We start from the raw sequence: 22,220 nt of genomic DNA, 5'->3' as shown, positions 1-22,220 counted from the left end.
GATGCGGGGAGGAGCAGCGCGCCGACGGGAGGCGGCCGGCCGTGTCGCGCGGCGTCGGCGCACCTGGCAGGGCGTGCACCATGGGGGAATGCGCATGAGCGGAGATCGGCTGCGGGTCCCGGCCGCGGTGGCGATGGTGACGGGCCTCGCGGTGGCCTGCGGCGGGCCGACGGGCACGGGGAGCGCGACCGCGGGGGCGACGGACACGGCGACCCGGGCGACCGCGACGCCGACGAGGTCCGTCGCCGGGGCCTCGCCGACCCCGTCTGTGGGCCCGCGCTTCGACGGGGAGATCCGCTTGCCCGACGGCCGGCGCGTGGGCATGGCGTACGTCGCCGGACGCGGACTGGTGGAGCGGCACCGGGACGCGGGCACAGGCGCCTGGAGCGCGCCCCTCCTGGTGTACGCGACCGCGACGGACCGCTGTCACAGCGTCACGCTCAAGGCGTTCGACGACACGGTCGCCGTCATCGCGGACTGGGGCGACTACTGCTACGACGGGGAGCCGCCGACCGAGTCGATCGCCGCGGTCGGCACGGCGGACCTCGGGCGCTGGGACACCAGACTCACCGAGGACTTCGACGGCTGGACGGAGGTCGCCGCGCAGGGCGAGGGCGACGCGCGGCGCCTGCGCTTCACCCGGAACTCCACCGAGACGCTGACCCGGCTGGACTGGCACGCGACGGGAGGCTTCGCACAGGTGGAGGAGATTCCGCGCTGATCCACGCGTGGCCCGATACCGAGGCGCCGCAGTCGCTAGGCTTCCGCGCGCATCTGCCATCACCGCTGTCATCACACACTGTCATCACCGCAGTGCCACCGGGGGAGCCGTCACCATGAACGCCTGGAACCAGCAGGGCGGACAGCCGCCGTACGACCCGTACCACCCCAACCAGCCCTACCACCCCAACCACCCTTATGGGCCGCAGCCGTTGCCGCGGCCGGCGCCCCGCGTGGGCGTGTTCCGGCGGGTGTGGCGGGCCGTCGGCCCCATCGCGGTGGGCCGCACGGTGTTCCGGCCGTCCCGGCCCGGCAGGGTCGACGATCCGGTGGTCGCGCGTATGCAGCGGATCCGCACCGCCGTCGGACTGGCCGCCGTGGTGTGGGTGATGATCTCCTACAGACTCGTCGCGTCCGTCGGGGACTTCGCCGACGACCGGGTGCATCAGACGTGGATCAACGTTCTCGTCCTCGCGGTGACCTTCCCCGTGGTCGTCGGCGCGCTGATCGGCGCGGCTCGCCCGCCGGCCCGGCGTGAACTGCTGCGCCGGGCGGCCAGGCCGTTCGGCTCGGTCGTGGCGATCATCGCCGCGGTCGCCCTGTTCCCGGCGGCCGTCCTGACCGGCCTGCTCGACGGTCGTTTCGCAACCGGTCCCGCAACGACGGTGATCACCGTCCTCGTTGCCCTGCTCATGATCGTGTGGGTCCTGCCGTTCGTCGTCTACGGCGCCGGGATGTCCCTCGTACACGTGTTCCGCACCGCGGACGTCCACGAGACGGTGCCGCCCGTGCTGGCGCTCGTGCTCGTGTGGGAGATGGCGCTGATCGACCTGTTCACCGGCGCGTACGAGGGCGCCCCGGGGACGGTGCGGATCCTGCTTCTGCTGGGCGCCCCGCTGTCGGTCACCGCGGTCGCCCTCTGGGAACTGCGCCGGCTCCGCGTCGGCTACGGCCTCACCCTGCGCGCCGCGCTCATGCGCTGACCGACCCGCACGCTTTGGCGGGAAAGCGTCCGTATCACCGGCCCGCGCCGCCCGAGAACGTGTCCTAAAGTGGCTTCCGCCAGTTCAGGAGACTTTTCGGAATCTGTGAGGAACACGCGAACCATGTCGACCGAAACGTTTGAGTTCCAGGTAGAGGCCCGTCAGTTGCTGCAACTGATGATCCACTCGGTCTACTCGAACAAGGACGTCTTTCTGCGCGAACTCGTCTCCAACGCATCCGACGCGCTGGACAAGCTGCGCCTCGCCGCGCTGCGGGAGGACGCGCCCGACGCCGACGTCTCCGACCTGCACATCGAGATCGAGACCGACCCCGAGGCCCGTACCCTCACCGTGCGGGACAACGGGATCGGGATGTCGTACGACGAGGTCGGACGGCTGATCGGCACGATCGCCAACTCGGGCACGGCCCAGTTCGTCAGGGAACTGCGCGAGGCGCAGGACACGGGCAGCGCCGAGGGGCTGATCGGGCAGTTCGGCGTCGGTTTCTACTCCGGTTTCATGGTGGCGGACGAGATGACCCTGGTGACCCGGCGCGCGGGGGAGGCGAAGGGCACCCGCTGGTCGTCGCGCGGCGAGGGGACGTACACGCTGGAGGCCGTCGACGACGCGCCGCAGGGAACCTCCGTCACGCTCCACCTGAAGCCGGCGGACGACGAGGACAAGCTGCACGACTACGCGTCGGAGTGGACGATCCGGGAGATCGTCAAGCGCTACTCGGACTTCATCACCTGGCCGATCAGGATGACCCCGAAGAAGGGCGAGAGCGACGACGCCGCGCCCGCTCCCGAGACGCTGAACTCGATGAAGGCCCTGTGGGCGCGTTCGCGCGACGAGGTGTCCGACGACGAGTACCACGAGCTGTACAAGCACATCAGCCACGACTGGCGCGAACCGCTGGAGACCGTGCGGCTGCAGGCCGAGGGCACCTTCGAATACCAGGCGCTGCTGTTCGTGCCCTCGCACGCCCCGCACGACCTGTACAACCAGGGCTACAAGCGTGGTGTGCAGCTGTACGTGAAGCGCGTCTTCATCATGGACGACTGCGAGGCGCTGCTGCCGCCGTACCTGCGCTTCGTCAAGGGCGTGGTCGACGCCGCCGACCTCTCGCTGAACGTGTCCCGCGAGATCCTCCAGCAGGACCGGCACATCCGGATGATGCAGCGCCGGCTCACCAAGAAGGTCGTGTCCACCGTCAAGGACATGATGACCGCGGCGCCCGACCGCTACACCACGTTCTGGCGGGAGTTCGGCGCCGTCCTGAAGGAAGGCCTGCTCTCCGACTCCGACAACCGCGACGCGCTGCTGGCGGTCTCCTCGTTCGCGACCACCCACAGCGAGGACGAGCCGACCACGCTGCGGGCTTACGTCGAGCGGATGAAGGAGGGCCAGGACGCCGTCTACTACCTGACCGGCGAATCCCGGCAGAGCATCGAGAACTCCCGCACATGGAGGCGTTCCGGGCGAAGGGCGTGGAGGTCCTGCTGCTCACCGACCCGGTCGACGAGGTGTGGGTCGACGTGGTGGGCGAGTTCGACGGCAAGCCGCTGCGGTCGGTCGCCAAGGGCGAGGTCGACCTCGACGGGGAGAGCGGCGAGCAGGCCGACGGCGAGCGTGAGAAGCAGAGCGAGGAGTACGCCGGTCTGCTCGGCTGGATGAACGAGCACCTGGGCGAGGACGTCAAGGAAGTGCGGCTGTCCTCCCGGCTCACGGTCTCGCCGGCCTGCATCGTGTCCGACGCGAACGACCTCACGCCGGCGCTCGAGAACATGTACCGGGCGATGGGGCAGGAGGTGCCGCGGGCCCGGCGGATCCTCGAGCTCAACCCTGGGCACGGGCTCGTCAAGGGCCTGAACAAGGCCTACCAGGAGCGCGAGGACCGCTCCGGCCTCGCCGAGACCGCCGAGCTGCTGCACGGCCTGGCGGTGCTCGCCGAGGGCGGGCGGCCGAAGGAGCCCGGCCGGTTCGTGAAGTTGGTGGCGGACAGCCTGGAGCGCGCGCTGTAACGGGCGGGAAAGGGGTTCCGGGCAGGGTTTCCCTGCCCGGAACCTTCACACATCGCACACCGAACATGCTAGTTGCTTGAGTCAATCAAGCGGGCCTAGGATGCTGCGCAGTCGTGAAGCACCGCATCCCCCCACGGAGGCCCGGCCCATGTCCCCTGCGCAGACCCGATCCGTGCGGATCGAGGAGGGGGCCGCGGCGCCCCGGGCCGGCGTCGTCGTGGCGGTGCTCGCCTTCGGTGCTGTGGCCGGCGTGATCCTCACACCGTTGACCACCGACTTCGGCGGCCTCGTCCTGCCTTCGGGGAACGGCTTCGGGGTCGTCATGGTGGCGGGATCCGGAGCAGTGGTCCTCGCCCTGGCCGTCGCCGCGGTCCTCCCGGCGCGGCAGCCCGCGGCCACCGGCGCGCCGGTGGCGCCGCCCTCGGGCGGCCCGGCCTCGGGCGGATCGGCCTTGGTCGAACCGTCTTCCGGTGGCCCGGCGTCGATCGAACCCGCCCCGATCGAATCGGCCTCGATCCAAGAGAACGCGGAGCTGTCGGGCGTCGGCGTGACCGGGGCAGGGGCAGGGGCAGGGAGCCGGGAGGTGGGCGCGGCCGTCGCCGTGCCGCTGGCCCGTGCCGTCGCGGAGCTCGTCGCGACCGTTCCCGGACTGACCGACGGTGGTCCGGCCGGCGGCTGCCGAGCGGTGCGCGGGCTGGTGCGGGGCCCCGAGGGAATACCGGTGGCCGGGGCAGCCGTCACCCTGATCTCGTTGAGCGGACGCCAGTTGGACCGTGCGGTCGCCGGCCCCGACGGCTCCTACGAGCTCCAGTCGCCGGGGGAGGGCGCCTACGTGCTCATCGCCTCGGCCGCCGGCCACCAGCCGCAGGCCGCGACCGTCGTGCTCGGGGCGCAGCCCGTCCGGCACGACGTGCTGCTCGGCAGTGCCACCGGGCTGGTCGGCGCGGTGCGCTCCGCGGACGACGGAGCGCCGGTGGCGGGTGCGGCGGTCGTCGTCATGGACGTCCGCGGCGATGTGCTGACCACTGCGCGGACCGACGGCGAGGGCGAGTTCACCGTCGCCGACCTGGTGCCGGGACCGGTCGTCCTGGCAGTCAGCTCTTCGCAGCACCGGCCGCAGGCCCTGCCCGTCGAGATCGGCGTCGCCGGCGTCACCCGGGTCGACGTCGAACTGCGGCCCGGCGCACGGGTGCGGGGCACGGTACGCGGCGCGGGCGCTCCCCTGAGCGACGCCCGGGTGACCCTGGTGGACGCCGCGGGCAACGTCGTGGCGAGCGTCACGACCGGCAGCGACGGCGCGTACGCCTTCTCCGACCTGGACGACGGCCCGTACACGGTCATCGCGGCCGGCTACCCGCCCCGGGCCGAGACCGTCCACCCGGGCGGCGCCGACGTGGGCTTCCACGACATCGACCTCGCCCACGACGTCGAGCGCGCCCCCGCGGGCGACTGGTTCGTCGCATCCGGCGGGGCAGGGGCGGATCTTCCGCATTGACGCCCGCCGCTGCCTGAGCGCCGTGCCGGCCGGAAGGCCGTCGCCCCCACCGTCGAGCGGAGGAACGGCGCCATGGCATGGCGTTGGCGTAGCGGGGCGGGGCGGGGCTCAGCCTCGCCTGACCGCCTTCAGGACCACGAACTTTCGGTCACCGGCGACCAGTTCACTGTTGCCGAACAGCCGCTTCAGCTTCACGTGGTAGCCCAGGTGCCGGTTGCCCACCACCCACAGCTCGCCGCCCGGCCGCAGAGCGCGCCGGGCCCCGGTGAACATGCGCCACGCCGTCGCGTCGGTGGTGGCCTGGTGGGAGTGGAACGGCGGGTTGTTGAGCACGACGTCCACACTGCCGTCCGCGACGCCCGCGAGCCCGTCCCCGACCCGGAACTCGGCGTGCCCCGGCACCCCGTTCGCCCGGTAGGTCGCCTCCGCCGACGCGACCGCCTGGAACGACTCGTCGGTGAACAGCACCTCCGCCCGCGGGTCGCCCAGCGCCACCGCCGTGCCGACGATCCCGTTGCCGCAGCCCAGGTCGACGACCCGGCGGCCGCCCCCGGCGCTCGGCAGATGCCGGAGGAAGAACCGGGTGCCGACGTCGAGGCGGTCGGCGCAGAAGACTCCCGCGTGGTTGACCACCGGACGGCCGGAGAGCGTGGAGCCGAGGTCGTCGGGCAGGTCGTACACATAGGGCCACGGGGTGGCCGGCGGCTTCAGCGACGGGTCGGGGGTGCAGAAGACCAGCCGGGCCTTCTGCTCGGCGAGGGAGGTCCGGGTCGGCCCGAAAATCCGCTCGAACAGCTTCAGCGTCGAGGTGTGGATCTCCTTCACCATGCCCGCGCCGACGACGACCGTGCCCGCGTGCACGGCGGGCGCCAGCCGCAGCAACTGGTCCTCCAGCAGCGCGAGGCTCTTGGGGATCCGGACCAGCAGCACGTCGATCCGCTCCGGAGCCGGGTCCTGCGTGGTGAGCAGCCGCACGGAACCGGTCTCGACGCCGGCCCGCGCCAGATTGGCCCGGGTCGCCTCCTGCCCCAGCCAGGAGTCGGTGATCTGCGTCGGCCGGTGCGCTGCCAACGCCGTGACCAGCGCGCCCCAGCGGTCGCCCAGCACCACCACCGTGCCGGTCAGCGGGACGTCCTGCGCCGCGAGGTGTCTGAGCAGGTAGGCGTCGGAGGCGTCCCAGGCGCGCAGCTGATCGCGGGTGTCCTCGGGGTGGCGGGCCAGCTCGACCTCGCCCCACGGCGTCGTCATACGGTCGTTCATCGTGGTCAGGCTAGCCGAGCCGCAGTTCAGACGCGGTGTCACCGCCGGACGCGGCACCACGGCGATGCGGGAGGATGGTGCCATGGACGAGGCGGTGGCCGACGAGCTGTTTCCCCGTGAGCGTGCGGAGGTCGCACCGAGGGCGGTGCACGTGCCCGACTGGCTGGACGCCGCCGGCCAGCGCGAGCTGCTCGGGTCGTGCCGGGACTGGGCCCGTCCGCCGGCCGGGCTGCGCACGGTCCGCACGCCCGGCGGCGGCACCATGACCGCCCGCCAGGTCTGCCTGGGCTGGCACTGGCGCCCGTACGCCTACGCCCGCACGGTCACCGACGGCGACGGCACGCCCGTCAAACCGTTTCCGGACTGGCTGGGCGAGTTGGGCCGGCGCGCGGTGGCCGACGCGCTCGGGCCGCAGGAGTCCCGGCGGGCCGCATACGACATCGCACTGATCAACTTCTATGACGGCGACGCCCGGATGGGCATGCACCAGGACGCCGACGAGAAGTCCGACGCACCGGTGGTCTCCCTCAGCCTCGGCGACTCCTGCGTCTTCCGCTTCGGCAACCCGCGGACCCGGACCCGGCCCTACACCGACGTCGAGCTGCGCAGCGGCGACCTCTTCGTGTTCGGAGGCCCCTCCCGCCTCGCGTACCACGGGGTGCCCCGCGTGCTGCCGGGCACGGCTCCGCCCGCGCTGGGCCTGGCTGGACGGCTGAACATCACGTTGCGGGTGAGCGGCTTCCCCGACGCGGGCTGAGTAACGGATCATGGGAGACTCGCCCTCATGAGCGGCAAGGCGGACCCCCGGCCGGCGGGGGAAGGGACCACCTCGAGGGCGCGGCTGGACCGGGGGCGCGGTGCGCTCGGGCCCGCGCTGGAGCTCGTGCACACCGGGCGGGCGCCCACCCGTGCGGTACTCACGGCCGAGCTCGGCGTCACCCGCGCGACGGCCGGTGCGGTCGCCGCCGAACTCGTCGCCCTGGGCCTGATCCGGGTGGACGCGCGGCCCGGCGCCGCCGCCGGTTCGCAGGGCCGCCCCTCCCACCGGCTCGAAGTCGCGCAGGACGGCCCGGTCGCCCTGGCCGCGCAGGTCCACGCCGACGGTTTCCGGGCCGCGCTGGTCGGTCTCGGCGGCCGGATCGTCGCCACCACGCCCAGCTGCGAGGCCGTCGACGCCGACCCCGCGAAGGTCCTCGGGGCCGCCGTGGACGCGGGCGCGGAGCTGCTGCGGCGCACCGGCCGGCGCTGCGTGGGCGCCGGGCTCGCCGTGCCCTCCGCGATCACCGAACCCGAAGGGCTGGCGCTCAACCCCCTGCACCTGGCCTGGCCCGCGGGCGCGCCCGTGCGGGAGATCTTCGCCGAGCGGATCCGCGCCGTCGGCGTCACCGGACCCGCGTTCGCGGCGAACGACGTCAACCTCGCCGCCCTGGCCGAACACCGTCACGGGGCCGGGCGCGGCGCCCGTGACCTGCTGTGCGTGGCCACCGGGCACCGGGGCGTCGGCGGCGCACTCGTGCTGGACGGCCGTCTGCACACGGGCAGTTCGGGACTCGCCCTGGAAGTCGGGCATCTCACCGTCAACCCCGAGGGACGTGCCTGCTACTGCGGCAGCCGCGGCTGTCTCGACGTGGAGGCCGATCCGCTCGCCCTGCTGAACGCCGCCGGCCGGCAGCCCGGCCCCGAGGGCTCCCTGCTGCAGCAGGCCGACCGACTGATCCGCGAGGAGTACGGCGACCCGGTCGTCCGGATGGCCGTCGACGCCCTGATCGACCGGCTCGGGCTGGGTCTGGCCGGTCTGGTGAACATCCTCAACCCCGACCGCATCATCCTCGGCGGACTGCACCGCACCCTCCTCGACGCCGATCCCGACCGGCTCCGCGCGGTCGTCACCGACCGCGGTCTCTGGGGCCACAGCGGCGGTGTGCCGATCCTCGCCTGCTCCCTCGACCACAACAGCCTGGTGGGCGCGGCCGAGTTGGCCTGGCAGCCGGTCCTCGACGACCCGCTGGGGGCGCTGACCGCGGCATGAGAGGCGCGCGGCGGGTCCGCGCTCCCGTCGCCCGTTCCCCGCCCCCTGTCGGGGCGGGGGAGAGACGCTGGTCGTCGCCGCGCCGCAGTAGGTTGACGCCATGACAGACCACCTGACCGTCAGCGTCCTCGGCACCGGCATCATGGGCGCCGCGATGGCCCGCAGCATCGCCCGCGCCGGCCACACCGTCCGGGCCTGGAACCGCACCCGCGCCAAGGCCGAACCGCTCGCCGCGGACGGTGCGCACATCGCCGGTTCCCCCGCGGAGGCAGTCGAGGGCGCGGACGTCGTCCTGACCATGCTCTATGACGGCCCCGCCACTCTGGAGGTGATGCGTGAGGCCGCTCCGGCCCTGCGCGCCGGGACGGCCTGGGTGCAGTCGACGACCGCCGGGACCGAGGCCGTGTCCGACCTGGCGGCCTTCGCCCGCGGACACGGCCTCGTCTTCTTCGACGCGCCCGTCCTGGGAACCCGTCAGCCGGCCGAGACCGGCCAGCTGACCGTCCTCGTGGCAGGGCCCTCCGAGAGCCGGGCCGCGGTGACGCCCGTCCTGGACGCCGTGGGCGCTCGGACCGTGTGGACCGGCGAGGACGGCGGCGCGGGTACCGCCACCCGGCTGAAACTGGTGACCAACAGCTGGGTGATCGCGGCCACCGCCGCGACCGGCGAGCTCCTGGCCCTGGCGCAGTCCCTGGACGTCGACCCGAACGCGTTCTTCGAACTGATCGAGGGCGGCCCGCTCGACATGGGGTACCTGAAGGCGAAGGCGGCCCTCATCCTCGACGAACGGCTCACCCCGGCCCAGTTCGCGGTGGCGACGGCCGCGAAGGACGCCCGGCTGATCGTCGAGGCCGGGCGGGGCAACGGCGTCCGCCTGGACGTGGCGGCCGCGAGCGCCGAGCGTCTGGAACGGGCCGCCGCGCAGGGCCACGGCGACGAGGACATGGCAGCCGCCTACTTCGCCAGCTTCGACAGCACCGCCTGAAACAGGCCGTCGAGACGCGCGGGGACGAGAGCCGGGCCGACGCCGACCGCATCTCAATCGGCGGCGGCCCGGCGCGGCCGGGGCGCCAGTTCCCCGCCGCAGTTCGGGCAGACGCCGTCCATGGCCTCGGCGCACGGCGTGCAGAACGTGCACTCGTAGGAGCAGATCCGGGCCGGCCCGTCGGGCGGCAGGGCAGCGGTGGTACAGCGTTCGCAGCGGTCGCGCATCTCCAGGGCCATCGCGGCAGGTGCTCCTCACTCGGCGGGTCGTCCGTCGCCTTCCATGGTCCCCTCCCGGTTCGGCTCTCCGACTTCCGCCCTCCGAGTTCCGACGAGACCGGCACGTCGCGCCGCGAGGAGCAGCCCGGGCACGCGCGCGTACTCCCCGCGGGGTACGCACACTGCCGCTGGCCGTACGACGACCCGGACCCCCGCCCGGCGGGACTCTCGAGACATGACGCAGACCCCGCGCGAACCCGCCGCGGAACTCCTGCGGACCCCCAGAGGAGATGACTCGAGATGAACACCCTGGCTGACTGGCAAGGCGGCGGTCCCGGACCCTGGATCCTGTTCCTTCCGCTGATCTGGGCGGCCGTGGTGATCGGCGTCGTCACGGTGCTGCGCCGCACCGTGTGGCGCGGACGCCCAGGCCCCTGGAACGCGACGGGCCAAACCCGCCCCACCGGAGACTCGCCCCTCGCCGTCCTCGGCCGCCGCTTCGCCTCCGGCGAGATCGACGAGGACGAGTACTGGCGCCGGCTGTCCGTCCTGGACGAGCAGTTCGGCAGCATGGGCAAGGGCGGCCCGGCATGAGCACCGTGACCGCCCCGACGGGCACACGGGACGCCGCACGGGTCGTCGACGCCGTGAAGGTGTACGGCGCCGGCGACACCGCCGTACGGGCCCTGGACGGGGTGACCGTGGCCTTTCCGGCCGGACGGTTCACCGCGATCATGGGCCCCTCGGGCTCCGGCAAGTCCACCCTGATGCACTGCGCGGCCGGCCTGGACACACCTCGGGCACCGCGTACGTCGGCGGAACCGAGCTCGGCGCGCTCGACGACCGCCGTCTCACGCTGCTGCGCCGCGACCGGGTCGGCTTCGTCTTCCAGGCGTTCAACCTGGTGCCGACCCTGACCGTGGAGGAGAACATCCGGCTTTGCCGGGCATCTGTACAAGCGCGCCCGGTGTACCGGCCCCTCGGCGGGGCGGTGCACCGGGCGCGGCGGGGGCGTCTCCTGGTACGGGACGTCACCGCCCGGTCAGCCGACGACGGCCGACCGGGCGGGGGCATGTGCGGGCCGCAGATCGTCGACGGAGACGACCTCCGTGAAGCGGGGGGCGGCCTGCTCCCGCGGTGTGCGGCGTGGCGGACGCGCCGCGAGCTCCCGTGCGGCGACGGGCGCCGGCAGCGTGAACCACACGACCTTGCCGGACTCGCCGTCCGGCCGGGCGCCCCAGCTCTCGCTGACCGCGGCCACCATGGCCAGCCCGCGTCCGCAGGTGGCGAGGGTCTCGGCGGCCTTGACGACCGGCAGCCGCGGGTCGTGGTCGCGCACGGAGACGGTCAGCCGGTCGAGCAGCAGCTCCAACTCCACGACGCAGGTCTTGTCGGGCTGGGCGTGCAGGTGGACGTTGGTCAACAGCTCCGTGACACCGAGCGCGGCGCGCTCTATCAGCGGGTCCATGTGCCAGTAGCGCAACTGCGCCGATACGATTCTGCGGACCTGACCGATCCGCGACGGCAGGGCCTGAAGCTCCACCATGCAGTGCCTGCTTGGGTTGCTGATCACGGCTGCGACTCCCCGACTGAGGTCCGGAAGAACACGGAGTTCGGATCGAGCAGGGCGTCTGCGCGAGGCGGCCGCCTGCTGACATGGCCGGCGGGGCTGGTTCGCAGCGTTATCGCCGGTAAACCCAGAGTGACGTGAGACCAGAGTGACGCAGCGGATGCGGTAGCGCAACTCGCGGTGATTCGGCCACCCGGGCCGGTCTCTCGTCCCCGGCTCAGCCGCCGCGCCCCGCCGCCCTGTGCACGGCCTCGATGAAGCGGCGTGCCGCGGGCGGACCGGGCTCGCCCGGGGCCGGGTCGTGGTCGCCGAGCGTCAGCAGGTACCGGTTGCCGTTGAGGTCGGCCAGCGCCCGGTCCTCCGGGGCGAACCAGGGCTTCGAGGCGCGGACCGCCTGCACGGGCGCGCTGTCGATCTCGCTTCCGTAGCTGGTCAGCAACTCCAGCCTGCCGTCGCTGATCCGGACCTGCCCGGCCCGGGTGAGCGAGCGCAGCCGCTTCCCGATACGCACGCCCGTAGCCGTGAACTCCGGCTCCGCCATGCCTTCCCGCCCCCTCGTTCGAACTCGTCCGCGATCCGGTGTGCCCCCCGTACGGGGGCTCGCCCCCGACCCGGTGCAGTCTGCCCGCGCCCGCCGCCGAGCACCAGTGCCTCCGCGGGCCCGCGAGGGGCCGTCCGGAGCATTCATGTGAATGCGCCCCCTGGCCCCCGCACTCGCCCCCAGGGCCGCCTTTGAGGGCCTCAAAGGAGTGTTTATGCAGGTGAGAAGGGTGTGGAAGGTGTTTATGATCGGAGTGTCGGCCGCGCGGACCACCGTCGGCGCGAAGTCCGAAGGAGCCCAGCCGTGACCACTGCCCCGCACACCAGGACCTGCGCCACCCTCGACGTCGACCACAGCGACGCCGCCTACCGCGACTGGCTGAAAGAAGCCGTCCGCAGGGTCCAGGCGGACGCCAACCGCTCGGCCGACACCCATCTGCTGCGCTTCCCCCTCCCGGAGAAGTGGGGCATCGACCTGTACCTCAAGGACGAGTCGACGCACCCCACCGGCAGCCTCAAACACCGGCTCGCCCGCTCGCTGTTCCTCTACGGCCTGTGCAACGGCTGGATCCGGCCGGACCGGCCGGTGATCGAGGCGTCCAGTGGTTCGACGGCCGTCTCCGAGGCCTACTTCGCCAAGCTGATCGGCGTCCCCTTCATCGCCGTCATGCCGCGTACGACGAGCGCCGAGAAGATCCGCCTGATCGAGTTCCACGGCGGCCGGTGCCACTTCGTCGACGACTCGCGCACGCTGTACGAGGAGTCGGCACGTCTGGCGGCGGACCTCGGGGGCCACTACATGGACCAGTTCACCTACGCGGAGCGGGCCACGGACTGGCGCGGCAACAACAACATCGCCGAATCGATCTTCCGCCAGCTGGAGTCGGAGCGGTTCCCGGAGCCCGCCTGGATCGTCGCCACGGCCGGCACCGGCGGCACCTCCGCGACCCTCGCGCGCTTCGTCCACTACACCCAGCGCGACACCCGTATCTGCGTCGCCGATCCGGAGAACTCGTGCTTCTTCGAGGGCTGGACCACCGGCGATCCGGACGTCACCTGCGACTGCGGTTCACGCATCGAGGGCATCGGCCGGCCCCGGATGGAGCCCAGCTTCGTCCCCGGCGCCGTCGACCGCATGATGAAGGTCCCCGACGCGGCCAGCGTCGCCGGCGTCCGAGCCCTGGAGCGGGCCATCGGCCGCAAGGCGGGCGGCTCGACGGGCACCGGACTGTGGAGCGCGCTGAAGATCGTCGCCGAGATGGTGGCCGACGGCCGCCGGGGCAGTGTGGTCACGCTGCTGTGCGACCCGGGCGACCGCTACCTGGACAAGTACTACTCCGACGACTGGCTCGCCGAGCAGGGCCTGGACATCGCCCCCTACACCGCGGTGATCGAGACACTGCTGGTCACCGGCGTGTGGCAGGACTGAACCCAGGACCGAAGCACAGGCGCCCGCGCCCCACCCCCTCCGCGGCGCTCAGCCGGAGAGCCGGCGGTCCAGCCGCGTCACGGCCTTGCGGAAGGACTGCCCGAGCCCCGGCCGGGCCAGTCGCAGCACCGCCCGGAACACCACGCTCCCGTCAGCGGCGAACGTCCACCGCACGCGCGTCCCCGCCCCGGCCGGCGCCAGCCGCCACTCCTCGACAAGCGCCCCGACGCCCGGAGCGTTGGTGACGTCGACGCGGTAGGCGTACACCTCGGGCTCCTTCGCCGCGAGGACCGTCTCACGAAAACGCGTGCCGCCCCGCAGCCGCACCTCGCGCCCCGCCCCGCCGTCCAGCGGCTCGGCGGACGTCACGCCCGGAAACCACCGCGCCCACCCGGGTACGTCCTCGGCGAGCGCACGGAAGACCAGCTCAGGGGGAGCGGACACCTCACGCGCGAAGAACACACGCACAGGAGCGGTCCGGACGAAGTCGAGCCCTTCGGGACGCAACCGGCGAGGCATACGCGCGACCTCCGCATGGCGGGGAAACGGGTGCGCCACCCTAGCCGCCGCCCTCTCAGATGTCTGCACCCTCGCCGGGCTCGCCCGCGACCGTCAGCCGGCGCAGGTGCTCGGAGATCTCCGCACGCGCCGCCGCCGGCAGCCCGGCGTCCGTCACCAGGGTGTCCACCTGCTCCAGCGCGGCGAACGAACTCAGGCCCACCACACCCCACTTGGTGTGGTCGGCGACCACCACGACCCGGCGCGCCGACTGCACCAGCCGCCGGTTGGTCTCGGCCTCCGCGAGGTTCGGCGTCGACAGCCCGGCCTCGGCCGATATCCCGTGCACGCCGAGGAACAGCACGTCGAAGTGGAGCGCCGCGATGGCCTGGTCCGCGACCGGCCCCACCAGGGAGTCCGACGGTGTGCGCACCCCGCCGGTCAGCACGACCGTGGCCGCACCCTGCCGGGGGCCCGCGGTGCGCTGCGCCACGTGGAAGACGTCGGCCACCCGCACCGAGTTCGTCACCACGGTCAGGTCCGGCACGTCGACCAGGTGATGGGCCAGCGCATAGGTGGTCGTACCGCCCGACAAGGCGATCGCGCTGCCCGGGGCGACCAGCTCCGCCGCGGCCTTGGCGATGTCCTCCTTGGCGGTCAGTTCCAGACCCGACTTCGCCTCGAAACCCGGCTCGTGGGTGCTCGCCTCCACGACCGGCACCGCGCCGCCGTGCACCTTCTCCAGCACGCCCTGCCGGGCCAGCGCGTCCAGGTCACGCCGCACCGTCATGTCCGACACGCCGAGCTTGCGGGTCAGCTCGTTGACACGGACGCCGCCACGGCGTCGCACCTCGTCCAGGATCAGGGAGCGGCGCTGCTCCGCGAGGAGGTTCTGATTCTCACTCACGTACGCTCCGGTCCTTTCCCTCAAGCCGTCCGACAGGCCGCTCACCTGCTCCGACGAGGACTTTCGCCCCCGACGCCGGTGTGCGGGCCCCCCATCCTCGCACGGCGAGGTCACAGCTGTGCCACCACCCCGACGCGTGCATGCCACTCCCGCGAGGTGCGTGTCCGTCGCACACCACGGGGAGATTCCGTGACCGGAGGTGTATCACGCGTCCGAAGTGGCGATCGTTATGCCCGCACGGACACATCCGAAGACGTGTCATGGGGGAAGTGCGCATCGTGAAACCTGCCTCTGCCGGCGGAGCCGCCCTGGAACTCCTGGTCCACGGCGTGGGCGGCGCCACGCCCGAGAAGATGCTGAACGATCCGCGCACCGTGCGGATCACCGGCGACGCGACGGCGGCCGTCTACCGGCGTGCCGACGACGTCCACGCCGAAACCCGTCCCGGACACGACGTCGCCGCCGACAGCCGTCCCGGCGACGACCGCGGTCGCGCGGCACCGGTCCCCGAGGCGTACGTGTGGTCCAACCTCACCTCCGGCAACGGCACCCGCGCCCTGTGGCTGCTGCTGTTGCCGTTCATGGTCGTCAACCTCGCCCACTGGATGCGCCCCGCCGCGACGGAACGCATACGCGCGGTGCGGGTGTACGGCCTGCTGGTGCGGCTCGCGGCGCTGAGCCTGACCGTGCTGCTGGTGGCCGCGGCCTGTGAGGTCGCCCTCGACCTGACGGCCTGGCAGTGCGCCGGCACGGCCGCCTGCGCCGAACGCCACACCTGGCTGGGCTTCCTGTCACCGACCGCCTCGGACGGCGGCTGGTGGAGCCTGCCGGGCCGCCGCCTCGCCCTTGCCGCCCTGCTGCCGACCGCGCTCACCGGCCTCCTCTGGTACCTCTCGCACCGCACCTGGCGGGCGTACGAGTCCCAGGAACCCCTCCACCGCACGCCCGAGCCCGAGACCGGCCCCGCGCACACCGCGCTCAGCCGGCCCGGCTTCTGGTACGGCCGCCGCCTCGTCGCCCGGCTCCGCGCCGCGCACACCGCGGCCGGACTGCTGACGGTCGCCGCGGCGGTGGGCACGGCGGCCGTGCGTGAGGACCGCAGACCCGGCGGCCCCGCCCTCCTCGACCTGATGGGCCGCGCCCTGGAGGCGTCCCTGGCCGCGGGCGCGCTGGCCACGGTCTGGGTGGTGTGCGCCCGGGGCCGCAGCGAGCGCCGCCTCGACCGGCGCGTCGACGCCCACCTCGTACGCCGGCTGCCGCTGGCCGCCCTCACGCTGCTCGCCCTCACCCTGGTGTACGCCGGATGGGACCGCCCGGGCTGGAGTTCCGAGGGCCGGCTCCCGGGCGACGCCACCTTCGGCGCACTGGCCCTCGCCCAGGGCGCCCTGGTGATCGCCCTCGCCGTCGTCGCCCGCACCCTGCACCACTGCCCGCGAACGCGCGGCCCCGGCGCGCCGCCGGAGCGCTGCGCGCTGCACGGCCTCGGCGGCCCCGCCGTCGCGATGCTGGCCTGCGCGCTGGGCGGCGTCATGTCCGGCGGGGTGTCACAACGGGTGTCGGACTGGCTCGACGGCACCGGCGCCTCCCTCGACGGCCCGCCGGTAATGCTGACCTGGCAGGCGGCCGTCATTCCGGTACTGCTCCTGGTGGTGCTGACGCTGTGCGCGCTCCTCGCCCGGCGCACCCTGCTGCTGATCCGGGTCGAGGAGAAGGAGGTGGTCCAAACGTACGGGGTGCGCTCCGGCGACGCGGCCCGCACCCGGCTCATCGCCCGGGCCCGCGCGATGGCCTCGCTCACCGACCGCGGCCCGCTCCTCGTCGCCGTCGTCGCCACCGCGACCCTGCTGCTCGGCGCGGGCGCGCTTGTCGGCGCCTTCGGCACCGGACGGACCCCGGCCCGGGCCGCGCAGACGGCCCAGCCCTTCGTGCAGGGCGCCGCCCAGACCGCCCAGGCGCTGGGTTCCTGGCTGATCGGGCTCGGCTTCATCCTGCTCGTGACCTGGGGCCGACGCGCCTACAAGGACGTTTCCGCGCGGCGCACGATCGGCATCCTCTGGGACGTCGGCACGTTCTGGCCGCGCGCCGCGCACCCCTTCGCCCCGCCCTGCTACGCGGAGCGCGCGGTGCCCGACCTGACCTGGCGCGTGGCCACCTGGACGCGTGCCACGGGCGGACGCCTGGTCATCTCCGGGCACTCCCAGGGCAGCGTCCTCGCTGCCGCGGCGGCCTGGCAGTTGAAACCGTCCGACCGCGCCCGCGTCGCCCTGCTCACCTACGGCTCCCCGATCGAGCGCCTCTACGGCCGCTGGTTCCCCGCCCACTTCGGACCGGCAGCGCTGGCCGCCCTGCACGAGGACATCGACTGCTGGCGCAACCTGTACCGGCCGACCGATCCCATCGGCGGCCCCGTACGGCTGTCCGGCGACGGCTGCGGCCCCCGGGTGGACCGTGATCCGCTCGCCGACCCGCTGGCGTACGGCCGCAGCGAGGACCATCCGCTGCCCACGCCCGTCCTCGGGCACTCCGACTACCAGGCCGACCCGGCGTTCGCCGAGGAGCGCGAACTGCTGCTGGGCCGGCTGCGGCCCGAGGCGCCACCCGGGGAGGTGCCGGCGCAGCGGGCGTGAACGCCCGCCGGGGAGGCGCCGCGGCAGCGGGCGCGCACCACCGTCAGGGCAGGTCCGGCAGGTCCTCCGCGTACAGCAGGGTCAGATCGTCCGTGCTGGGCTCCGCCACCTGCGCGACCCGGCTCGCGTGCCGCTCCACCATTGCCTCGAACGTCTGCCGGGCGGTGCGGCCGTTGCCGAAGGCGGGGCCCTTCGGGAGCTCCGTGAAGTACTTCAGCAGCGCGTCCTCGGCCCCCGGACCGAGCCGGTACTCGTGCTCCTCGGCCTGCTGCCGCACGATCCGCAACAGCTCGTCGGGACCGTAGTCACCGAAGGTGATGGTCCGTGAGAAACGGGACGCCACCCCGGGGTTGACCGCCAGGAACCGCTCCATCTCCGCCGTGTAGCCCGCGACGATCACGACGACGGCGTCCCGCTGGTCCTCCATCAGCTTCACCAGCGTGTCGATGGCCTCCTTGCCGAAGTCCCGGCCGGCGTCCTCCGGCGACAGCGCGTACGCCTCGTCGATGAACAGCACACCGCCGTGCGCCCGCTGGAACGCCTCCTGGGTGCGGATCGCCGTCGAACCGATGTGCTCGCCGACCAGGTCCACCCGGGACACCTCGACGAGATGGCCCTTCTCCAGCACGCCGAGAGCGGCGAGGATCTCACCGTAGAGACGCGCGACCGTCGTCTTGCCGGTGCCAGGGGAACCGGTGAAGACCAGGTGGCGCTTGACGGACGCCGCCTTGAGCCCCGCCTGCTGACGGCGCCGGCCCACCTCGATCATGTCGATGAGGGCCCGCACCTCGCGCTTGACGCTGTCCAGGCCGACCAGGGTGTCCAACTCGCCGAGCACGTCCTGCGAGGTCCGCACCGATGCCTGCGGCGCCGCGGCGGCCGGCTGCGGTTCGGGCACGGCGACGCGCTGTTCGGGCAGCACGCCGAGCAGACCCGGGGACTGGACCGTCGTCTGCGCGACCGTCTCCAGGGCGGCCGGCGCGCCGGGCATGCGCACGCCCGCACTCTCGTCGCTGCTGCAGTCCTCCACGACGGGCGCGGAACCGGACGCGGACTCCGCCCCCGCGTCGGCGAACTCGTAGCCGCCGCGCGCGCAGCGCTCGGTCCGGCACTTGCGCAGCGTCGTCCGGCTGCCGTCTATCACGTGGAAGCCGTAGCCCCCGCTGTTGGTCACCCGGCAGTTCAGGAAGCTGCCGCGGCCGCCGGCCGACACGTAGAACCCGGCCTCGGCGGGGGAGTCGACCGTACAGCGCTCCACGGTCGGGTCGGCGCCCTTGGTGACGATCACGCCGGTCTGCGTGCTGTCGATCGTGCAGTTGTCGAGGGTGCCGCCGCTGCCGTGGTCACGGAACCAGGCGCCGGTCGCCGCGTCCCTGATCCGGCAGTCGTCGAGCTGGGCCGTCGCGCCGTCGCTCACCGACACCGCGGTGTTGCGCACCTGGGACAGGTCACTGTCGACGACGTCCGCGCGGGAGCCGCGGTCGAGGACGAACAGGGCGTCCGGCACGTCGTGCACCCGGCAGGAGTCCAGCACCGCGGTGGCGCCGTCGCTGACCCAGACGGCCGGGTAGTCGCCGGTGCTGTCGAAGATCTCGCACTGGTTGGCGTCCACGCGCGTGCCCGGGTCCCACACCGACAGCCCGTTGCGCCCGAACTGACGCACCGTCGTGCGGGTCAGCGTCAGCACGGAACGGGAGCGCAGGTCGACCGCGTTCTCCGGGATGTCGTGGATGCGGCAGTCGGCCAGGGTGAGCACGGCGTCGGTGTCGAGGGTGACGCCGTCGGCGGTGGTGCGGTGCACGTCGCAGTCGGTGAGGTGGGCCGTGGCCCGCGCGCTGACCTGGACGCCGCTGCCCCTGACCTCGTACACCTCGCAGCCCACCGCCTCGAGCGCGGTGTGGTCGCCGGTCGCGCTCAGACCCGCCCCCGAGGTGTGGTGCACCCGGCAGCGCTCGAACCGGGGACGCGCGCCGCCGCGCACCGCGACGCCGGCCTGGCCGGCCGCGAGGACCTCGCACTCCTCGAAGACGCCGCCGCCGCCGTCGACCACGGCGATGCCGATGCCCGCCGGGTTGTCGACGGTGCACCGCCGCACCGTGGGGCGGGCGCTGCCGCGCACCTCGACGCCCGCCGCGGACCGGGTGACGATCCGCAGGTCCAGCAGCTCCGGGGTGCCCTCCTCGACGAGCACCGCGGGCGCGGCCGCGTCCTGCCCCTCCACGTGCAGGTCCTGCACCACGGCCGAGGCCCGGACCGTCAGCGGCACTCCGTCCAACGGAGCGAGGCGCACGGAGCCGGGGGAGCCCTCGGGCCCGCGCAGGGTCACCGACCGCTCCACGACCAGGTTCTCCCGGTAGGTGCCGGGAGCGATGGTGAGGACGTCGCCCTCCGCCGCGGCCTCCAGGGCTGCGGCGAGCGATGCGTACTCACCCGTGCGGCGCCGCCACCGCGATGTGCCGGTGTGCGTCACCTGGACCGTGCCCTGTGCCATGGCGTTGCTGTGCCCCCACCTCGTGGTACGCGGGTTGATGCCGAAAGCTTCGGCCGGACCACCGTAGCGTGCGCGCGGGCAGTGGGTTGACCAGAGACGAAAGGCCGTCAGCTGCCGGCGCCGGTGCGCCCCCAGTCCGGACCCGCCCGGTCCCAGGCCTGGTCCCAACGGGCGTAACGGCGGCGGACCATGCGCCAGACGACCAGCCGCCGGCCGCCCTCCACGGCGCCCGCGGAGAACAGGGCCGCGCCGAAGCCGGCGAGCACGGCGTGCGCCGTGGCGGTGGCGGAGTCCAGGGGACGGGCCACGAGACGGCCGTGACCGTCGGTCCATATCGCGAAGCGGTCGCCGGGGTGCGGGGCTCTGAGGCCCGCCAGGACGGTGCCGTGCCGTGCGCTGCCGTCCGGCGCGGTCCAGTCGGCGACGACCCGGGTCCGTGTCTCCCGGCCGTTGGTCGTCTCCGGATCCACGTCCGTCGGCGAACCGGTCGCCTTGCGCACCACGGTGGCCGTGACCTCGTGGCGCGACGCGTGCTGCGCACGGACCGACTGCTGCAGCGTGCCCTGTGCCAGGGCGCCGACGACGGAGCCCACCACGGGCGCGACGACGAGGATCAGGAGCAGGGCCGCCAGGGCCCCCCACGCCTCGGCCAGGTCCGTTCCCCGGCGCAGCGGATTGTGTCGCCAGCGCCAGATCCCGCTCATCGCTCGCATGGACCGCACCCCCTTCCGATCCGAGACAACCCCCGTCGGAGCGGTTGACACCCGGCTCCCGTCGAAGAGAGAGCGAAATCACCAGCGCGAGGATCGCTTCAGAACCCTGATGAAGCCTTCGTGAACCTCTCGGCCGTCCCAACGCCCCGGGTCGGGCGGGGGTTCCCCACCGGTCACCCGCACCGTGACCGCCCCTGCCCGTGATCAGTCGGTGACGCGCACCGGATCGCCGATCCGGATCGTGCCGCGGGACAGGGGCACCAGGTTCTGGCCGAAGACCAGCGCGCCGCCGACGCGCCGGTGCCGTCCGAGGGAGTACAGCGGCTCCTTGCCGCGCGCGGCGGTGACCTGGTCGGTGGTGGTGACGACGCACCGTCCGCACGGTTTGGCGACCCGGAACCCCACCTCGCCGACCACCAGCCGCGACCACCCGTCCTCGGACCACGCTTCGGTGCCCGACACGACCAGGTTCGGCCGGAAACGGTTCAGCGGCAGCGGCCCCTCGGCGGCGTGCTCGCCCTTCGCGACGAGTGAGTTGAGGGCGTCGAGGGACGCGGTCGTGACGACCAGCAGCGGATATCCGTCGGCGAACGCGACGGTCTCGCCGGGCAGCGCGTACGCCGGGTCGACGGGCCTGCGGACGGCGGGATCGTCCATGTGGACCAGCCGTACGTCCGCGCCGAGATAGCCACTGCACCAGGCGTGCGCGGCGTCGTCGGCGAGGACCCCCTCCACCTTGTCGCGGAAGATCTCCAGCGGCACCCGGGCCGCCGGATCGGGCACGGCGACCGACAGCGGCGGCCGACCGGGCGCCGACAGACGCACGCCGCCGCCGGGCAGAAGCTCGGCGGCGGCCAGTGCGAGGCGCGGCTGCTGGCGTTGGGTGACGACCTTTCCCCCGTCGTCGATCAGCGCCCAACGCCGGTCTCCGGCCAGCCCCCAGGGCTCCACGACGGCCTCACGGGGCGCCTGGCCCCGCAACGCCTTGACCGGGTGGACGTGGATCGACAGCAGTTCCGCTTCAGGCATGGGGGTCATTTTGCCAGGAGGCGCAAGGTGACCCCGGATCAGCTCAGTGACCCCGGATCAGCTCAGTAACCCCGGTACTGCTGCTGGTTGTACGGATCCTGGTACTGCGGCGCGGCGGGCCGGGGCGCGGCCGGGCGCATCGCCTCGTAGTTCATGCCGGGGCCCGCGGGGCGCGGCTGCTGCTGCATCTGGGGGCCGGGGTAGCCGCGCGGCGCGACGGCCTGCGGCGGGATGTAGGCCGCCGGGGCCTGCTGCAGCGGCGCGGGCTGCTGCGCCTGCGGGTAGCCGTAGGACTGCTGCGACGGACCGGCCGGGAGGGCGGGCAGCGCCGACGGCAGCGCGGGCAGGTTGCCGCCGCCCATGTCGTACGCGGCGGGGACCCGGATCGGGGCGATCTGCGGGGTGCCCCGCTCGGCCACGAGCGAGTCGTAGATCGGAGTGTCCGGGAAGGCGGAGTAGTAGCCGCCTCCGTAGGTGGAGCGGGGGGAGGTCATGGCACATAAGGTAAGCCCACGATGTGCTGGTTGGGGAGACCGATAAGAGGGTTGATTTCCGTGTCGGTAGGAGCCTCGGATCCCCAATGCGAGCGAACTTGGGAAAAAAGGACGGCGAACAACACGTAGATCGTGTAAAAGCCGAGTTCCGGGTGGGTTACCAGGGGTTGGCCAGGCTCGGTCCCGCGCTCTTGATGGGCGTCCGCCG

At 73.1% G+C, this 22,220-nt stretch carries 19 protein-coding genes and 2 pseudogenes; 11 read left to right on the top strand and 10 right to left on the bottom strand.

Annotated features, from left to right (window positions below):
- Window positions 1–94 precede the first annotated feature (94 nt).
- From QA802_RS03205 to QA802_RS03190, 4 genes and pseudogenes are all read left to right on the top strand, one after another.
- Window positions 95–721, top strand: a complete 627-nt coding sequence (locus tag QA802_RS03205) for a hypothetical protein (protein ID WP_334517949.1) — start codon at window positions 95–97, stop codon at window positions 719–721.
- Between the two features lie 115 nt (window positions 722–836).
- Entirely contained in the window at window positions 837–1,703 is an 867-nt protein-coding gene (locus QA802_RS03200) for a hypothetical protein (RefSeq protein WP_334517947.1), read from the top strand.
- A gap of 123 nt (window positions 1,704–1,826) precedes the next feature.
- Window positions 1,827–3,727, top strand: a pseudogene (htpG, locus tag QA802_RS03195) (molecular chaperone HtpG).
- Between the two features lie 148 nt (window positions 3,728–3,875).
- Window positions 3,876–5,222 carry an MSCRAMM family protein gene (locus tag QA802_RS03190; protein ID WP_334517945.1) on the top strand — a complete coding sequence of 449 codons (1,347 nt, stop codon included), beginning with the start codon at window positions 3,876–3,878 and terminating at the stop codon, window positions 5,220–5,222.
- Between the two features lie 108 nt (window positions 5,223–5,330).
- Here the strand turns inward: QA802_RS03190 and QA802_RS03185 are convergent, their stop codons facing one another.
- A complete protein-coding gene (locus QA802_RS03185; protein WP_334534290.1) occupies window positions 5,331–6,470 on the bottom strand; it encodes a methyltransferase in 1,140 nt (379 codons plus the stop codon).
- A gap of 106 nt (window positions 6,471–6,576) precedes the next feature.
- On the opposite strand from QA802_RS03185, the gene QA802_RS03180 reads away from it, so the two are divergent.
- The 3 genes from QA802_RS03180 to QA802_RS03170 all read left to right on the top strand — a co-directional run bounded on the left by QA802_RS03180 (window position 6,577) and on the right by QA802_RS03170 (window position 9,496).
- Window positions 6,577–7,239, top strand: coding sequence for an alpha-ketoglutarate-dependent dioxygenase AlkB family protein (locus QA802_RS03180; protein WP_334534287.1), 663 nt, complete (start codon window positions 6,577–6,579; stop codon window positions 7,237–7,239).
- Between the two features lie 27 nt (window positions 7,240–7,266).
- Window positions 7,267–8,511 carry an ROK family protein gene (locus QA802_RS03175; RefSeq protein ID WP_319165256.1) on the top strand — a complete coding sequence of 415 codons (1,245 nt, stop codon included), beginning with the start codon at window positions 7,267–7,269 and terminating at the stop codon, window positions 8,509–8,511.
- A 100-nt stretch (window positions 8,512–8,611) separates the two neighbouring features.
- A complete protein-coding gene (locus tag QA802_RS03170; protein WP_334517942.1) occupies window positions 8,612–9,496 on the top strand; it encodes an NAD(P)-dependent oxidoreductase in 885 nt (294 codons plus the stop codon).
- A gap of 53 nt (window positions 9,497–9,549) precedes the next feature.
- On the opposite strand, the gene QA802_RS03165 is transcribed toward QA802_RS03170, so the two are convergent.
- Window positions 9,550–9,735 carry a DUF1272 domain-containing protein gene (locus QA802_RS03165; RefSeq protein ID WP_334517940.1) on the bottom strand — a complete coding sequence of 62 codons (186 nt, stop codon included), beginning with the start codon at window positions 9,733–9,735 and terminating at the stop codon, window positions 9,550–9,552.
- A gap of 279 nt (window positions 9,736–10,014) precedes the next feature.
- Here QA802_RS03165 and QA802_RS03160 point away from each other — a divergent pair, with 279 nt between their 5' ends.
- Window positions 10,015–10,308 carry an SHOCT domain-containing protein gene (locus QA802_RS03160; RefSeq protein WP_334517938.1) on the top strand — a complete coding sequence of 98 codons (294 nt, stop codon included), beginning with the start codon at window positions 10,015–10,017 and terminating at the stop codon, window positions 10,306–10,308.
- A pseudogene (locus QA802_RS03155) lies at window positions 10,305–10,654 on the top strand (ATP-binding cassette domain-containing protein); the annotation flags it as partial. The gene QA802_RS03160 and the pseudogene QA802_RS03155, both read left to right, overlap by 4 nt.
- Window positions 10,655–10,756: 102 nt before the next feature.
- Here QA802_RS03155 and QA802_RS03150 read toward each other — a convergent pair.
- On the bottom strand, window positions 10,757–11,257 hold the full coding sequence (locus QA802_RS03150) for an ATP-binding protein (RefSeq protein ID WP_334534285.1): 501 nt from the start codon (window positions 11,255–11,257) through the stop codon (window positions 10,757–10,759).
- A gap of 244 nt (window positions 11,258–11,501) precedes the next feature.
- On the bottom strand, window positions 11,502–11,825 hold the full coding sequence (locus QA802_RS03145; RefSeq protein WP_334517936.1) for a hypothetical protein: 324 nt from the start codon (window positions 11,823–11,825) through the stop codon (window positions 11,502–11,504).
- A gap of 303 nt (window positions 11,826–12,128) precedes the next feature.
- On the opposite strand from QA802_RS03145, the gene cds1 reads away from it, so the two are divergent.
- Window positions 12,129–13,253, top strand: coding sequence for an L-cysteine desulfhydrase Cds1 (gene cds1 / locus QA802_RS03140; RefSeq protein ID WP_334517934.1), 1,125 nt, complete (start codon window positions 12,129–12,131; stop codon window positions 13,251–13,253).
- A gap of 48 nt (window positions 13,254–13,301) precedes the next feature.
- Here the strand turns inward: cds1 and QA802_RS03135 are convergent, their stop codons facing one another.
- Complete coding sequence (locus tag QA802_RS03135) at window positions 13,302–13,772, bottom strand: SRPBCC family protein (protein ID WP_334517932.1); 471 nt, start codon at window positions 13,770–13,772, stop codon at window positions 13,302–13,304.
- Window positions 13,773–13,827: 55 nt separating this feature from the next.
- On the bottom strand, window positions 13,828–14,658 hold the full coding sequence (locus QA802_RS03130; RefSeq protein WP_334517930.1) for a DeoR/GlpR family DNA-binding transcription regulator: 831 nt from the start codon (window positions 14,656–14,658) through the stop codon (window positions 13,828–13,830).
- 278 nt (window positions 14,659–14,936) lie between these two features.
- Here QA802_RS03130 and QA802_RS03125 point away from each other — a divergent pair, with 278 nt between their 5' ends.
- Window positions 14,937–17,285, top strand: a complete 2,349-nt coding sequence (locus QA802_RS03125) for a hypothetical protein (protein ID WP_334517928.1) — start codon at window positions 14,937–14,939, stop codon at window positions 17,283–17,285.
- A gap of 43 nt (window positions 17,286–17,328) precedes the next feature.
- On the opposite strand, the gene QA802_RS03120 is transcribed toward QA802_RS03125, so the two are convergent.
- From QA802_RS03120 to QA802_RS03105, 4 genes are all read right to left on the bottom strand, one after another.
- Window positions 17,329–19,776 (bottom strand): right-handed parallel beta-helix repeat-containing protein, encoded by a 2,448-nt coding sequence (locus tag QA802_RS03120; protein WP_334517926.1) that lies wholly within the window; start codon window positions 19,774–19,776, stop codon window positions 17,329–17,331.
- A gap of 107 nt (window positions 19,777–19,883) precedes the next feature.
- Window positions 19,884–20,489: an Rv1733c family protein gene (locus QA802_RS03115; RefSeq protein ID WP_334517924.1), complete on the bottom strand. Its 606-nt coding sequence runs from the start codon at window positions 20,487–20,489 to the stop codon at window positions 19,884–19,886.
- A gap of 204 nt (window positions 20,490–20,693) precedes the next feature.
- Entirely contained in the window at window positions 20,694–21,518 is an 825-nt protein-coding gene (locus QA802_RS03110; RefSeq protein ID WP_334517922.1) for an MOSC domain-containing protein, read from the bottom strand.
- A gap of 62 nt (window positions 21,519–21,580) precedes the next feature.
- The gene (locus QA802_RS03105) at window positions 21,581–22,012 is read right to left on the bottom strand and encodes a DUF6643 family protein (protein WP_319165277.1); all 432 of its coding nucleotides are present in this window, start codon (window positions 22,010–22,012) and stop codon (window positions 21,581–21,583) included.
- Window positions 22,013–22,220 lie beyond the last annotated feature (208 nt).

The sequence above is a fragment of the Streptomyces sp. B21-105 genome (assembly GCF_036898465.1).
GTDB lineage: Bacteria > Actinomycetota > Actinomycetes > Streptomycetales > Streptomycetaceae > Streptomyces.
The sequence above is the reverse complement of the archived record's forward strand: the minus strand, read 5'-3'. Positions and strand labels throughout refer to the sequence as shown.

Excerpts from the sequence above, each read along its gene's own strand:
- QA802_RS03185 (WP_334534290.1), bottom strand. The coding sequence starts at position 6,470 with ATGACGACGCCGTGGGGCGAGGTCGAGCTGGCCCGCCACCCCGAGGAC.
- QA802_RS03205 (WP_334517949.1), top strand. The coding sequence starts at position 95 with ATGAGCGGAGATCGGCTGCGGGTCCCGGCCGCGGTGGCGATGGTGACG.
- QA802_RS03175 (WP_319165256.1), top strand. The coding sequence starts at position 7,267 with ATGAGCGGCAAGGCGGACCCCCGGCCGGCGGGGGAAGGGACCACCTCG.
- QA802_RS03190 (WP_334517945.1), top strand. The coding sequence starts at position 3,876 with ATGTCCCCTGCGCAGACCCGATCCGTGCGGATCGAGGAGGGGGCCGCG.
- QA802_RS03110 (WP_334517922.1), bottom strand. The coding sequence starts at position 21,518 with ATGCCTGAAGCGGAACTGCTGTCGATCCACGTCCACCCGGTCAAGGCG.
- QA802_RS03115 (WP_334517924.1), bottom strand. The coding sequence starts at position 20,489 with ATGCGAGCGATGAGCGGGATCTGGCGCTGGCGACACAATCCGCTGCGC.
- QA802_RS03135 (WP_334517932.1), bottom strand. The coding sequence starts at position 13,772 with ATGCCTCGCCGGTTGCGTCCCGAAGGGCTCGACTTCGTCCGGACCGCT.
- QA802_RS03145 (WP_334517936.1), bottom strand. The coding sequence starts at position 11,825 with ATGGCGGAGCCGGAGTTCACGGCTACGGGCGTGCGTATCGGGAAGCGG.
- QA802_RS03160 (WP_334517938.1), top strand. The coding sequence starts at position 10,015 with ATGAACACCCTGGCTGACTGGCAAGGCGGCGGTCCCGGACCCTGGATC.
- QA802_RS03170 (WP_334517942.1), top strand. The coding sequence starts at position 8,612 with ATGACAGACCACCTGACCGTCAGCGTCCTCGGCACCGGCATCATGGGC.
- QA802_RS03165 (WP_334517940.1), bottom strand. The coding sequence starts at position 9,735 with ATGGCCCTGGAGATGCGCGACCGCTGCGAACGCTGTACCACCGCTGCC.
- QA802_RS03120 (WP_334517926.1), bottom strand. The coding sequence starts at position 19,776 with ATGGCACAGGGCACGGTCCAGGTGACGCACACCGGCACATCGCGGTGG.
- QA802_RS03105 (WP_319165277.1), bottom strand. The coding sequence starts at position 22,012 with ATGACCTCCCCCCGCTCCACCTACGGAGGCGGCTACTACTCCGCCTTC.
- QA802_RS03200 (WP_334517947.1), top strand. The coding sequence starts at position 837 with ATGAACGCCTGGAACCAGCAGGGCGGACAGCCGCCGTACGACCCGTAC.